This is a genomic window from Herbiconiux sp. FW305-C-125, from assembly GCF_058783455.1.
Genome location: NZ_JBYSYO010000006.1, coordinates 165,851 through 178,341, shown reverse-complemented (window position 1 = coordinate 178,341; position 12,491 = coordinate 165,851). Strand labels below are relative to the sequence as shown.

The following is a 12,491-nucleotide window of genomic DNA, read 5'->3' as shown; positions in this document are numbered from 1 at the left end:
TCGCCGGGCGCGGGCCAATCGAGTCCGGCTCAGCATCCGCCGGCATCCGGTGCGAGCCGGGGGCGTCGGCTCAGAGCCCTGAGGCGGGCACGGAGAACGTGTCGCACGCCCCTGGTCCGCCGGAGAGGCCCGCCTCGAACCAGTGCTGCCGCGAGGCGCTCGAACCGTGCGTCCAGCTCTCGGGATCGATCTGGCCCGAGCTCTGCTGCTGGATGCGGTCGTCGCCGATCACCGATGCCGCGTTGAGCGCATCCGCGATCTGACTGCTCGTGACGGGTTCGAGGAAGGTGACGCCGTTCTCGTCCTTGATGGTCGACGCCGCGCCCACCCAGGAGCCGGCGAAGCAGTCGGCCTGCAGCTCGGTGCGCACCGAGTCGGAGGCCGGCCCGGTGTCGGTGTGGTCGGTGCTGCCCAGGATGCCCGCCAGCTGCTGGATGTGGTGCCCCCACTCGTGCGCCACCACGTACATCTGCGAGAGCGTGCCGCCCGAGGCGCCGAACCGGGTGCGCAGTTCGTCGAAGAACGAGGTGTCGACGTAGAGCGTCTCGTCGGGCGGGCAGTAGAACGGTCCGGTCGCGCTCGAGGCCTGGCCGCAGCCGGTGCTCGTCGACTGCTCGAACAGCACGAAGTCGCTCGGCGACCGGTACTGGATGCCGAGCGAGGGTGCAGTGTCGGTCCAGTAGTCGTCGAGCGAGGTGGCGGCTCCGACCATGAGACAGTCTGTGCTGGCGTTGGCGTCGGCACCGGTCTTGCAGTCGAGCGTCTGCTCGTTCTGCGTGCCCTGACTCGCGCCGCCGGCCAGACCCGTGAGGTCGACCCCGAGCACCTGGGAGAGGATGAACAAGCCCACCACCACGATGGCCCCACCACCGCCACCGATGGCGATGTTGCGGCCGCGCTTGGAGACCTTGCCCGAGTCGATCCTCGAATTGTCGTTGAAGGTCATGCGCCTGACGCTACTGCGAAGGCGCTGCGCCGCACAGGTCAGCGGCGCTCGAGCAAGGTGATGACTTCGAGGTGATCGGTCTGCGGGAACATGTCGAGCACCCGGGCGCGGCGCACGCGGAAGGAGGGGAGCGCCGCGAGGTCTCGTGCGAGGGAGACGGGGTTGCAGCTCGAGTAGATCAGCGTGCGGGTGGCGGATGCGTCGAGCCGGGCCGCGAGCTCGGCGCCGATGCCCCGCCGCGGCGGGTTCACGATGACGAGTTCCGGGTCGGGCACCGCCGAGTCGCCGAGGGCGGCGGTGGCGTCGCCGACCTCGAACGTCACGCCGGCCAGGCCCGCCTCCGCCGCGCTCAACCGCGCACTGACCACCGCGTCGGCGCTCGTCTCCACGCCCAGTACCCGGCGACCGGGCGCGGCGACGTGCAGTGCGAATCCGCCGACGCCGCAGTACAGGTCCCAGACCGAACTCGGCGCCGCCGCCGTCACCCACTCCCGCGCCTGGTCGTAGAGGGCAGCGGCCACAGCCGTGTTGGTCTGGAAGAAGCTCTGCGGCCGCAGGTGCAGCGCCACGTCGCCGAGCCGCATGGTGAGCGTCTGGCGCTCGGTGAGCACCACCTCGCGCGCGCCCTCCAGCACCGCCTTGTGCTCCGGCAGCAGGTTCACCGACACCACCGCGGCCCGCGGCACCGCGTGCAGCAGCCCCGGCAGGTGCGAGCGGATGCGCTCGACCGACGCATCGGTGCGCACCACGAAGCGCACCATCAACTCGCCGTCGGGTGACTCCGTCACGAGCACGTGCTTCGCCTCGCCGCGGCGGTTCGGCACGTCGTAGGGCTCGAGCCCGGCGCGGGAGAGGAACTCGGCCAGTGCCGGAAGCACCGCCCGGATGCCCGGCGCCACGATGCCGCAGTGCCGCAGGTCGACGCCCTGCCCCCGCCCGTCCAGGATTCCCAGGGTCGGCCGGTCGACGGTGCCGCCGACGACCATCTTCGCCTTGTTGCGGTAGCCCGCCTCGGCGCTCGCGACGGGCGGCAGCCATTCGGCCGGCCCGAACTCGTGCAGCAGCTCGCGGCAGCGCGCATCCTTCGCGGCGAGCTGCGCGCCGTAGGGCTCCCCCATGCGGGTGCATGAGCGGCACAGCCCGGCATCGAAGTAGGAGCACTGCATGGGCCCCCATTCTACGAAGGCGCGGATGGCGTCCGGACCGGGCGGCCGGCGCGGTGCCTCCCGTAGTCTGGTGCCGCGCAGAGCGTGTGGAGGAGGACCAAATGACCCAGGCATCGTCGCTCGACGGGCGAACCTTCCGCTTCACCGCCGCAGCGCTCGCCGCCGATGGCCCCGGCGCCGGCGGCAGCCCGCTCGCAGCCGGCGGCTTCGTCGCGCTCGCCGTGCCCGGCGGTCCCGTCGCCATCGGCCAGATCGAGTCGCTCGAGGTCAGCCGGGAGGGGCGCATCGAAGGTGGCGGGCGGCTGCTCGGCGTCCTCGACGGCCCCAGCGACCGCGCGAGCGAGGGCGACGGCGACGGCGACGGCGCGGCCCAGGTGCGGCACGGCGCCACGGTGCCGTTCGCGAGCGCTGAGCTCACTGCCGCGGCCGACCCGGTGGTCGACGCCATCTTCAGCGGCGCGGGCGCCACTCTGCCGATCGGGCGGCTGAACGATTCGCCGGCGGTCGCCGCGCGGCTCATCCCGGGCCGCTTCAACCGGCACACCTTCTGGTGCGGCCAGAGCGGATCGGGCAAGACCTACGCCCTCGGTGTCGTGCTCGAGCAGCTGCTCGTCGCCACGCGGCTGCCGATGGTGATCTTCGACCCGAACGCCGACTTCGTGCGGCTGAACGAGCTGCGGGCCTCGGCCGCCACCGACGACCGAGCCGGGGCCGAGCAGTTGGCGAGCCGACGCATCCGCATCCTCCGCCCGGAGGGCACCGGCGGCGACCCGCTCCGCGTGCGCTTCACCGATCTCGACATGCGCGCGCAGGCGGCGGTGCTCGGCATCGACCCGCTCATCGACCGCGGCGAGTACAACGCGCTGATGCACGTCGAGGGGAGCTACGACATCGAGCAGCAGGAGCAGATCGTGCCGCGGTTGCGCGCGGCCGGCGACCCCGCATCCGTCGCTCTCGCGCTCCGCATCGAGAACCTCCGCCTGCTCGACTGGAACCTGTGGTCGGGCGACACCGAGGCGGTGACGGATGCGCTCGACGAACGCCCCGATGCCACCGTGCTCGACATCGGCGGTTTCACCTACCCCGACGAGCACCTCGTGGTGGCGCTCGCCGTGCTCGACGACCTCTGGGCCAAGCGCGAGCAGCGCCGGCCGCTGCTCATCGTGATCGACGAGGCGCACAACCTCGGCTCGCCTGACGCCGACAGCCCGCTCGCCCGAGCCGTGCGCGACCGCCTCGTGCAGATCGCCGCCGAGGGGCGCAAGTTCGGGTTGTGGCTGCTGCTCTCGACGCAGCGCCCCTCAAAGGTGCATCCGGGCATCCTGTTGCAGTGCGACAACCTGGCGCTGATGAAGATGAGCTCGCCCGTCGACCTCGCCGAACTGGCGCGCGTCTTCGGTTTCGCGCCCGCCGCGCTCCTCGAGCGCTCGTCAGGGTTCCGCCAGGGCGAGGCGCTGTTCGCCGGCGGCTTCGTCCCTGCGCCCTCGGTGCTGCGGATGCGCGGCCGCCTCACCGAGGAGGGCGGCGTCGACGTCGGCGTCCCCCTCCGCTGACGCGAGACTCGCTGAACCCCCTCGCGGTCGAACGCTTGTGTATACACAGCGCCTTGAAGGTTGCGCTGATGGGGCGTAGAGTGACCGTAATGTATACAGTGCGGGGGCCCCGATGATGGCGCGGGCGAGCGACACGGCGTACGCCGTGCTGCGCGAGGAGATCCTCTCGTGGGAGCTGCCGCCCGGGGCCGTGCTCGCCGAGGTCGAGCTCTCGGGCCGGCTCGGCATCTCCCGCACCCCCGTGCGCGAGGCCCTCGCCCGGCTCGTCGCCGACGGTCTCGTCGAGCCGCTCGGCGGCCGCGGTCTCATCGTCACGCCCGTCGAGGCCGGCAACGTCACCGAACTGTTCGAACTGCGGCAGGCCCTGGAGGCGCAGGCCGCGGAACTCGCCGCCCGACGCCGCGACCCAGTCCCGTTCCGCGCGTTGCAGGACGAGTTCCGCGAGGTGCCGGCCCTCCTTGCCGATCCCGACCCCGGTCGGCACGCCTACTACGACCTCGTGGCCCGCTTCGACGCGGCGGTCGACGAGGCGGTGCGCAACCCGTTCCTCGTCGCGGCATTGCAGGCGGTGCGCACGCACCTGGTGCGCATCCGCCGCCTCTCCCGCGACAACCCGGCGCGGCTGCTCGAGGCGGCGCGCGAGCACCTGCTCATCGTCGACGCGATCGTCGACGGCGACGCCCGGCTCGCCGCCGACGCCACCCGGGTGCATCTGCACCGCAGCCTCCGATCCACCCTGGGTTCGCTCGACGGCGACCCGGCCCTGACAGACCGCACGACAGCGACAGAGAAAGCAGCAGGATGAACCTCCACGACGTACGAGTGCACCCGAGTGACGAGAACCTCCCCCGCGAGGAGCAGCTGGCCTGGAAGATCGCCGAGGTCGCCACCGACCCGGTCGAGGTGAGCGACGAGGTCACCGAGATGGTGATCAACCGCGTGATCGACAACGCCGCCGTGGCCACCGCCTCGATCACCCGCGGGCCCGGCATCGCGGCCCGAGCGCAGGCGCTCGACCACCCGTACACCCCCGGCGCCACCGTGTTCGGCGTGGAGGGCCGGTTCAGCCCCGAGTGGGCGGCCTGGGCCAACGGGGTCGCCGTGCGCGAACTCGACTACCACGACACCTTCCTCGCGGCCGAGTACTCGCACCCGGGCGACAACATCCCGCCCATCCTCGCCGTGGCCCAGCACACCGGGCGCACCGGTGCCGAGCTCGTGCGCGGAATCGCGACCGGCTACGAGATCCAGGTCGACCTCGTGAAGGCCATCAGCCTGCACAAGCACAAGATCGACCACGTCGCCCACCTGGGCCCGAGCGCCGCGGCCGGCATCGGCACGCTGTTGGGCCTCGACACCGAGACCATCTTCCAGGCCATCGGCCAAGCGCTGCACACCACCACCGCCACGCGCCAGTCGCGCAAGGGCGAGATCTCCACCTGGAAGGCGCACGCACCCGCGTTCGCCGGCAAGATGGCCGTCGAGGCGGTCGACCGGGCGATGCGCGGCCAGACCTCGCCGACACCGATCTACGAGGGCGAGGACGGCGTGATCGCCTGGCTCCTCGACGGCAAGGATGCCCGTTACAGCGTTCCCCTGCCCGCCGCCGGCGAGGCCAAGCGCGGCATCCTCGACACCTACACCAAGGAGCACTCGGCCGAGTACCAGGCGCAGGCCTGGATCGACCTGGCCAGGAAGCTCAACCGCGAGCATCCGGAAGTCACCGACCCGGCGAACGTCGCGAGCGTGACGATCCACACCAGCCACCACACGCACTACGTGATCGGCTCGGGTGCCAACGACCCGCAGAAGTACGACCCCACGGCCAGCCGCGAGACGCTCGACCACTCGATCCCGTACATCTTCACCGTCGCCCTGCAGGACGGCGCGTGGCACCACGTCGACTCCTACGCTCCGGCGCGGGCGGCGCGACCCGACACCGTCGAGCTGTGGCACAAGGTGCGCACCCTCGAAGACCCGGAGTGGACCCGGCGCTACCACTCCACCGACCCCGCCGAGAAGGCGTTCGGCGGCCGGGTGGAGATCGTGCTCACCGACGGAACGACCGTCGTCGACGAGATCGCGGTGGCCGACGCGCATCCGCTCGGTGCTCGGCCCTTCGCCCGCGCCGACTACATCCGCAAGTTCGAGACGCTCGCCGAGGGGGTGGTGGAGGAGGCCGAGATCGCCCGCTTCCTCGCCCTGGTGCAGCGGCTGCCCGAGCTCGGCGCCGCCGAGCTCGCGGGCCTCACCGTGACCGCACGGCCGGGCCTGCTCGAGTCGATCCCGCTGCCGAAGGGGCTGTTCTGATGCTGTACTCCGCCATTCCCGCCGCCGAGAAGCGCGCCGCGTTCCGCGCGGCCCTGTCGTCGGGTGAGCTGCTCCGGATGCCCGGGGCCTTCAACCCGCTGAGCGCCCGCCTGATCGAGGAGAAGGGGTTCGAGGGCGTCTACATCTCGGGCGCGGTCATCGCGGCCGACCTCGGTTTCCCCGACATCGGCCTCACCACCCTCAGTGAGGTCGCCGGGCGCGGCGGCCAGATCGCGCGCATGACGAACCTGCCGACCCTCATCGATGCCGACACCGGGTTCGGCGAACCGATGAACGTGGCCCGCACCGTGCAGACCCTCGAAGACGCCGGCATCGCGGGCCTGCACATCGAAGACCAGGTGAACCCGAAGCGCTGCGGGCATCTCGACGGCAAGGCGGTGGTGGATGCCGACACGGCGGTGAAGCGCATCCGTGCCGCCGCCGACGCGCGCCGCGACCCGAACCTGCTCATCATGGCCCGCACCGACGTGCGCGGGGTCGAGGGGCTGGGTGCCGCGCTCGACCGCGCGAAGCAGCTGGTGGATGCCGGGGCCGACGCCATCTTCCCCGAGGCGATGGCCGACCTCGCCGAATTCGAGGCGATGCGCGCCGCCGTCGACGTGCCGATCCTGGCGAACATGACCGAGTTCGGCAAGAGCGAGTTGTTCTCGGTGCAGCAGCTGAAGGATGTCGGGGTGAACCTCGTCATCTTCCCGGTGTCGCTGCTGCGCATCGCGATGGGCGCGGCCGAGCGCGGTCTCGACACCCTCGTGGCCGAGGGTTCGCTGAAGAGCGAGGTGAGCACGATGCAGACGCGTGCGCGACTGTACGAATTGCTGGACTATGAGGCGTACAACTCGTTCGACGCATCCGTTTTCAATTTCGACGTGCCGACGGCACGCTGACCGACCGCAGTCCGACCGCTGACCGACCGCTCGCTGAGGAGTGACGACATGACCGATTCATCCGACATCAAGAAGGGCCTCGCCGGGGTGGTCGTGGACTACACCGCGATCTCGAAGGTGAACCCCGAGACGAACTCGCTGCTCTACCGCGGTTACCCGGTGCAGGAGCTCGCGGCGAACTGCTCGTTCGAGCAGGTGGCCTACCTGCTCTGGCACGGCGAGCTGCCGACCGACGCCGAGCTGGCCGCGTTCGAGGAGTCGGAGCGCTCGCAGCGGGCGCTCGACCCTGCCGTGAAGCGGGTGATCGACGAGCTGCCGCTCAGCGCGCATCCGATGGACGTGCTGCGCACGGCCGTGAGCGTCGTGGGCGCCCTCGACCCCGGGTGGGAGGACGCCTCGCCCGCGGGAAACCTGGCGAAGTCGGTGACGCTGCTGGCGAAGATCCCGGCGATGGTGGCCTACGACCAGCGGCGCCGGCGTGGGCTGGAGCTGGTGGAGCCGGATGCCTCGCTCGGCTTCTCGGCGAACTTCCTTCGGATGACGTTCGGAGACGTGCCGTCGGACGTGGTGGTCGACGCGTTCGACGTGTCGATGATCCTCTACGCCGAGCACTCGTTCAACGCGTCGACCTTCACGGCGCGCGTGGTGACCTCGACGCTCTCTGACCTCTATTCCGCGGTCGTCGCGGCGATCGGTGCCCTCAAGGGGCCGTTGCACGGCGGGGCCAACGAGGCCGTGATGCACATCTTCGACGAGATCGGCTCCGCCGATGCCGCCGAGGCGTGGCTCGAGGATGCGCTGGCCAACAAGCGCAAGATCATGGGCTTCGGCCACCGCGTCTACAAGAACGGCGACTCGCGGGTGCCCACCATGAAGGCGGCGCTCGACACCCTCATCGCCGAGTACGACCGGCAGGACCTCCTCGACCTCTACACGGCGCTCGACGACGCGATGCAGGCGCGCAAGAACATCAAGCCGAACCTCGACTACCCGTCGGGCCCGGCCTACCACCTGATGGGCTTCGACACCGAGATGTTCACGCCCCTGTTCGTAGCCGCGCGCATCACGGGCTGGACGGCGCACATCATGGAGCAGCTCGCGTCGAACGCGCTCATCCGCCCCCTGTCGGCCTACAACGGCCCCGAGGAGCGCCACCTGTCGTAACGGCTCGGTCTCCCAGGGCCGTCTCAGCCGGTGTGTCGTCGTGCCGCTTAAAGTCCGAGTGAGGGCGTCGGGCGGCGCGTAGACGGGAGAGCGGATGTCGCGAGTGCGCGATCGGGCGGGTGGCGCTGTCCGGGTTCCGGAGATCACCGCGCTGTTCTGGGTGACGAAGATCCTGACGACGGGGATGGGGGAGACCACCTCCGATTTCGTCGTCACCACGATCGATCCCGTCGTGGGCGTCTCGATCGCGTTCTTCCTGCTCGTGGGTGCCCTGGCGCTGCAGTTCCGGGCGCGGCGGTACATTCCATGGATCTACTGGCTCGCGGTCGTGCTGGTCAGCGTCTTCGGCACGATGGCCGCCGATGTCGTGCACGTCGAGTTCGGCGTGCCCTACGAGGTCTCGACCGTCGGGTTCGCGCTCGCCCTGGCCGTGGTGTTCACGGTCTGGTTCGTCAGCGAACGCACCCTTCCATCCACGCCATCGACTCCGCGCGGCGGGAGGCGTTCTACTGGGCCGCCGTTCTCACGACGTTCGCGCTCAGTACCGCCGCGGGTGACTGGACCGCGACCGTTCTCGGCCTCGGCTACTTCGCTTCCGGGCTGTTCTTCCTCGTCGCGATCTGCGTGCCGGCGCTGGCGTACCGGTTCCTGCGGCTGGACGGCGTGGTCGCGTTCTGGACCGCGTATGTGCTCACCCGGCCCCTCGGCGCCTCCTTCGCCGATTGGCTGGGAGTTCCGCCCGAGCGCGGCGGGTGGGGCTCGGAACCGGGCCGGTCAGCCTCGCGCTCGCGGTGGCGATCGCGGTCTGCGTGCTGGTGCTGAGTGCCCGCCGGTCACGTGCGGGCGCGCTCGACCGAATCGGTGCCGGTACGCCAGACTGACGGGATGGAGGTCAATCCGGTCGCGCTGGTGCTGGTGCCGTTGCTCGCGGTGCTGGCGCCGCTCGTGGCGGCGGCGGTGGGGCGGGTGGCGAAGGTGCCGCTCGTGGTGTTCGAGATCGTGCTCGGCCTCGTGGTGGGGCCGAGCATCCTGGGCTGGGTGCCGGCCGACGAGTTCATCGGGGTGCTCGCGAACCTCGGGCTCGCGATGCTGTTCTTCATGGCGGGGAACGAGATCGACTTCGCCGCCATCAAGGGCCGGCCGCTCGGGCGCGCGAGCCTCGGCTGGGTGATCTCGCTCGTGCTGGGGCTCATCGTGGGGTTGCTGCTCGCACCGTCCATCGAAGCGGGCGTGTTCATCGGGGTGGCGCTCACCTCGACCGCGCTCGGCACGATCATGCCGATGCTGCGGGATGCGGGGGAGCTGTCGACCCCGTTCGGCCGGGCCGTGACGGCGGTGGGAGCGGCCGGTGAGTTCGGCCCGCTGATCGCGATCTCGCTGTTTCTCAGCGGGCGTCAGCCGCTGCTGGCGGCGCTCGTGCTGGTGGTCTTCGTGGTGCTGACGGGGCTCGCGATCTGGCTCGCCTCGCGCGGCCCGCACACGCGGCTGCACGCCATCATCACCGCGACGCGGCACTCGAGCGGGCAGTTCGCCGTGCGGCTGGTGCTGCTGTTCGTGGCCGCGCTGGTCTGCCTCAGCATCGCGCTCGGCCTCGACATGCTGCTCGGTGCCTTCGCCGCCGGGGTGCTCTACCGTGTACTTCTCGCCGGCGCCCCGGCGGAGGACAAGGAGGCGATCGAGTCGAAGCTCGAAGCGGTGGCCTTCGGTTTCCTGGTGCCGATCTTCTTCGTCTACACGGGCGTCACCTTCGACCTGACGGCGCTGCTGCAGTCACCGAACGCGCTGCTGCTGCTCCCGGTCTTCCTCCTGCTCTTCCTCGTCGTGCGCGGTCTGCCCGGGATGCTCACCGCACCGCCGGGCGCCTCCGGCAACGACCGCGCGGCCCTCGCCCTGTTCAGCGCCACCGGACTGCCCATCATCGTCGCGGTCACCAACATCGGGCTCGACGAAGGCATCCTGCAGCCCGGCACGGCGGCCGCCCTCGTGGGAGCCGGGATGCTCTCGGTGCTCCTGTTCCCCCTCATCGCCCTCTCCCGCCGCCGCCGTGCCCTCGGCGGTCTGCGCCTGCCGCCCGACGAGGGCGTGCACGTACCCGTCGAGGGCTGACCCCGCCGAGGCGCGCCGGGCAGGACGGCGCAGCGCTGGGCCGCGCCGGCCTGGGCGGCGGGCAGTCAGCGGGTCGGGTGGGGGCCGCAGGATCGGCGCAGTTCCAGACGGGCCCGGAGCACACGGTGTCCAGCGGTGCCCGCGTCGTCGGAGGAGGAGAGGGCAGCGAGGGCCGAGTCGGCGATCTCTTCTAGCGGCTGTCGCATCACGGTGAGTGCCGGCCAGGTGTACTCCGACTCGATGGAACCGTCGAAGTTCACCACGGCCAACTGGCTCGGCACCGACACCCCCAGTTCGTTGAGGGCGTGCATGGCGCCCACAGCATGCAGGTCGGACGCGATGAAGACCGCGGTGGGCGGGTCTTCGAGCGCCATCAGGCGCTGCGCGGCCTCGTAGCCGCCCCGCCGGGTGTAGTCACTGCGCACACTGGCTCCCTCGGGCAGGCCATGGGCGGACAACGTCTTCAGCCAGCCGCGCTCGCGGGCGCGGGTGGTGGCCGAGCCGTCGGAGCCGCCGATGAACGCGATCTTCTCGTGCCCGTGCCCGATGAGATGTTCGACCGCCTGCACGGCGGCGTCTTCGTAGTCCACTCCGATGGTGTTCAGTCCGGGAAGGGGCTCAGCGCGGTCGAGCACGACGACGGGCGTGTGGCCGACGCCCGACACGTCGGGGTCGGAGGTCGCGCTGAGCACGACCAGCCCGTCGACCCGGCGGTCGGCGAGGCTGCGGATCTGCTCACGCTCGACCGCAGCACTGCCACGCGAGGTGGCGAGCAGCACGCCGAGGCTCTGCGCGTTCGCGGCTTCCTCGATGCGGTTCGCCAGCTCGGCGAAGAGCGGATTCGCGATGTCGGGGATGAGCAACCCGATGGTACCCGTGCTCTGGGTGGTGAGGGCGCGGGCGATCGGGTTCGGGCGGTACCCCAGCACCTCGATGGCCTGCAGCACGCGCTGCCGGGTGGCCGGTGCGACGCTCCGCGGGCCGCCGTTCAGCACGTAGCTGACGACGGCAGGGCTCACCCCCGCGAATCGCGCGACGTCTTTGCGGGTCGCGCGCGGGTTGATTGGCGTTGTCATCTCACCGTGCTCTCGTGGCTCCCGTTCACCCTTCGTGGAGTGCGTCGACCGATGCCCCCACGGTCTCGGGTGCTTCGCCGAAGTCGTCGATCACCAGACGAACTCCGCCGTTCACCGCCGATTCATGAGCAACAATACCCGGCAGGGTGAATCGGGCGGCGACCCAGGCATTGACCGTCGGGACGCTGCGCTGCAGCACCGCCGCAACGAAGTCGTCGACGAGGAATTGGTGACTGCCCTCGTGTCCGTTCGGAGCACCGTCGAACGACGACGGGAGCCGCTGCACGTCGTGTACCTGCGCGTGCCCGGAGGAGAACGCCGCCCGCAGTGCGGGGGAGAGGTCGGCGAGGCTCGGATGATCGGCCGCGAGCGTCTCCGGGGTCGCGAGCAGTGCGCTCACGTCGTGCACCTCGGTCTTGTCCTGCCAGACGCTCACCGTGGCGATCTGCTCGAAGCTGCCCTCGGTACCGAAGAAGCGGAAGCGCGACTCGCGGATGGGCGACGGGTAGCCGACGCGACGCATCTCGTTGATGCGCATGACCCCGCCGTCGGACAACTCGAACAGCGCCGACGCGTTCGAGAAGTCATTGCCGAATCGACTGACCGCCCGATCGAACACACCGTCGCCGCGCTGATCGACGACACCGAGGCAGCTCACACTCACGGCGTGCGCCGGAAGCACGCCGAGCACTCCGCCGATGGAGTGCGTGGGGTACAGCATCGGCGGGTAGCTCGCCGTCTCCTTCCAGGCCGCGCCCCCGCTGAACTTGTAGGCGTCGTAGAAGCCGAGATCCATGTCGTGCACGTAGTCGCCCTCGGCGTAGAAGATGTCGCCGAACGAGCCCGCCGCGGCCTGCTTGCGTGCATACACCACGGCCGGGTTGTAATAGCTCGTCTCGCCCATCATGTAGACCCGCCCGGTCTCCCGGACGGCCTGGATGATGGCCGCGATCTCGTCGCGGGTGATCGCCATCGGCACGGCCGAGTAGACGTCCTTGCCGGCGCGGAGGGCTTTGACGGCGATCTCCCCGTGGGTCCATCGCTGCGTGAAGATCGCCACGGCATCGACCTCCTCGGACTGGATCATCGCGTCGAAGTCCTTGAAGGTCCCGTCGAGACCGAGGTCGGCGACAAGTCGTTCTGCCCGCTCGGGGATGAGATCGGTAGCGTACACGGCCGACACCCCGGGATGCAGGCGGAACAGGCTCGCGAAATGACCGGCGAACTGGCCGGCACCGACGAATCCGATTGAAAAGGACACGGGG

At 70.4% G+C, this 12,491-nt stretch carries 11 protein-coding genes and 1 pseudogene; 8 read left to right on the top strand and 4 right to left on the bottom strand.

What is annotated here, in order from left to right; all coding sequences use genetic code 11:
• Positions 1-70: 70 nt before the first annotated feature.
• Both ypfJ and rlmC read right to left on the bottom strand, forming a co-directional pair.
• Positions 71-946, bottom strand: coding sequence for a KPN_02809 family neutral zinc metallopeptidase (gene ypfJ, locus AC3WLB_RS16100; RefSeq protein WP_492507666.1), 876 nt, complete (start codon positions 944-946; stop codon positions 71-73).
• A gap of 38 nt (positions 947-984) precedes the next feature.
• On the bottom strand, positions 985-2,112 hold the full coding sequence (gene rlmC, locus AC3WLB_RS16095) for a 23S rRNA (uracil(747)-C(5))-methyltransferase RlmC (protein WP_492507664.1): 1,128 nt from the start codon (positions 2,110-2,112) through the stop codon (positions 985-987).
• A 101-nt stretch (positions 2,113-2,213) separates the two neighbouring features.
• Between rlmC and AC3WLB_RS16090 the strand changes: the two genes are divergently transcribed.
• From AC3WLB_RS16090 to AC3WLB_RS16055, 8 genes and pseudogenes are all read left to right on the top strand, one after another.
• Positions 2,214-3,665 (top strand): ATP-binding protein, encoded by a 1,452-nt coding sequence (locus tag AC3WLB_RS16090; protein ID WP_492507662.1) that lies wholly within the window; start codon positions 2,214-2,216, stop codon positions 3,663-3,665.
• Between the two features lie 112 nt (positions 3,666-3,777).
• Entirely contained in the window at positions 3,778-4,470 is a 693-nt protein-coding gene (locus AC3WLB_RS16085; RefSeq protein WP_492507660.1) for a GntR family transcriptional regulator, read from the top strand.
• Positions 4,467-5,975, top strand: coding sequence for an MmgE/PrpD family protein (locus AC3WLB_RS16080; protein ID WP_492507658.1), 1,509 nt, complete (start codon positions 4,467-4,469; stop codon positions 5,973-5,975). Before AC3WLB_RS16085 ends, AC3WLB_RS16080 begins: the two co-directional genes overlap by 4 nt.
• Positions 5,975-6,880: a methylisocitrate lyase gene (gene prpB / locus AC3WLB_RS16075; RefSeq protein WP_492507656.1), complete on the top strand. Its 906-nt coding sequence runs from the start codon at positions 5,975-5,977 to the stop codon at positions 6,878-6,880. The genes AC3WLB_RS16080 and prpB overlap by 1 nt, the downstream gene beginning before the upstream one ends.
• Before the next feature lie 48 nt (positions 6,881-6,928).
• Entirely contained in the window at positions 6,929-8,044 is a 1,116-nt protein-coding gene (locus tag AC3WLB_RS16070; protein WP_492507654.1) for a bifunctional 2-methylcitrate synthase/citrate synthase, read from the top strand.
• A 94-nt stretch (positions 8,045-8,138) separates the two neighbouring features.
• A pseudogene (locus AC3WLB_RS16065) lies at positions 8,139-8,450 on the top strand (COG4705 family protein); the annotation flags it as partial.
• Complete coding sequence (locus AC3WLB_RS16060) at positions 8,351-8,866, top strand: COG4705 family protein (RefSeq protein ID WP_492507652.1); 516 nt, start codon at positions 8,351-8,353, stop codon at positions 8,864-8,866. The pseudogene AC3WLB_RS16065 and the gene AC3WLB_RS16060, both read left to right, overlap by 100 nt.
• Positions 8,867-8,929: 63 nt before the next feature.
• Positions 8,930-10,150 carry a cation:proton antiporter gene (locus AC3WLB_RS16055; protein WP_492507650.1) on the top strand — a complete coding sequence of 407 codons (1,221 nt, stop codon included), beginning with the start codon at positions 8,930-8,932 and terminating at the stop codon, positions 10,148-10,150.
• A 65-nt stretch (positions 10,151-10,215) separates the two neighbouring features.
• Here AC3WLB_RS16055 and AC3WLB_RS16050 read toward each other — a convergent pair whose 3' ends face one another.
• Together AC3WLB_RS16050 and AC3WLB_RS16045 are read right to left on the bottom strand one after the other, a co-directional pair.
• On the bottom strand, positions 10,216-11,226 hold the full coding sequence (locus AC3WLB_RS16050) for a LacI family DNA-binding transcriptional regulator (protein WP_492507648.1): 1,011 nt from the start codon (positions 11,224-11,226) through the stop codon (positions 10,216-10,218).
• Positions 11,227-11,251: 25 nt separating this feature from the next.
• Positions 11,252-12,487 carry a Gfo/Idh/MocA family protein gene (locus AC3WLB_RS16045; RefSeq protein ID WP_492507646.1) on the bottom strand — a complete coding sequence of 412 codons (1,236 nt, stop codon included), beginning with the start codon at positions 12,485-12,487 and terminating at the stop codon, positions 11,252-11,254.
• Between the last annotated feature and the right edge of the window lie 4 nt (positions 12,488-12,491).

Excerpts from the sequence above, each read along its gene's own strand:
- ypfJ (WP_492507666.1), bottom strand. The coding sequence starts at position 946 with ATGACCTTCAACGACAATTCGAGGATCGACTCGGGCAAGGTCTCCAAG.
- rlmC (WP_492507664.1), bottom strand. The coding sequence starts at position 2,112 with ATGCAGTGCTCCTACTTCGATGCCGGGCTGTGCCGCTCATGCACCCGC.
- AC3WLB_RS16090 (WP_492507662.1), top strand. The coding sequence starts at position 2,214 with ATGACCCAGGCATCGTCGCTCGACGGGCGAACCTTCCGCTTCACCGCC.
- AC3WLB_RS16085 (WP_492507660.1), top strand. The coding sequence starts at position 3,778 with ATGATGGCGCGGGCGAGCGACACGGCGTACGCCGTGCTGCGCGAGGAG.
- AC3WLB_RS16080 (WP_492507658.1), top strand. The coding sequence starts at position 4,467 with ATGAACCTCCACGACGTACGAGTGCACCCGAGTGACGAGAACCTCCCC.
- prpB (WP_492507656.1), top strand. The coding sequence starts at position 5,975 with ATGCTGTACTCCGCCATTCCCGCCGCCGAGAAGCGCGCCGCGTTCCGC.
- AC3WLB_RS16070 (WP_492507654.1), top strand. The coding sequence starts at position 6,929 with ATGACCGATTCATCCGACATCAAGAAGGGCCTCGCCGGGGTGGTCGTG.
- AC3WLB_RS16060 (WP_492507652.1), top strand. The coding sequence starts at position 8,351 with ATGGATCTACTGGCTCGCGGTCGTGCTGGTCAGCGTCTTCGGCACGAT.
- AC3WLB_RS16055 (WP_492507650.1), top strand. The coding sequence starts at position 8,930 with ATGGAGGTCAATCCGGTCGCGCTGGTGCTGGTGCCGTTGCTCGCGGTG.
- AC3WLB_RS16050 (WP_492507648.1), bottom strand. The coding sequence starts at position 11,226 with ATGACAACGCCAATCAACCCGCGCGCGACCCGCAAAGACGTCGCGCGA.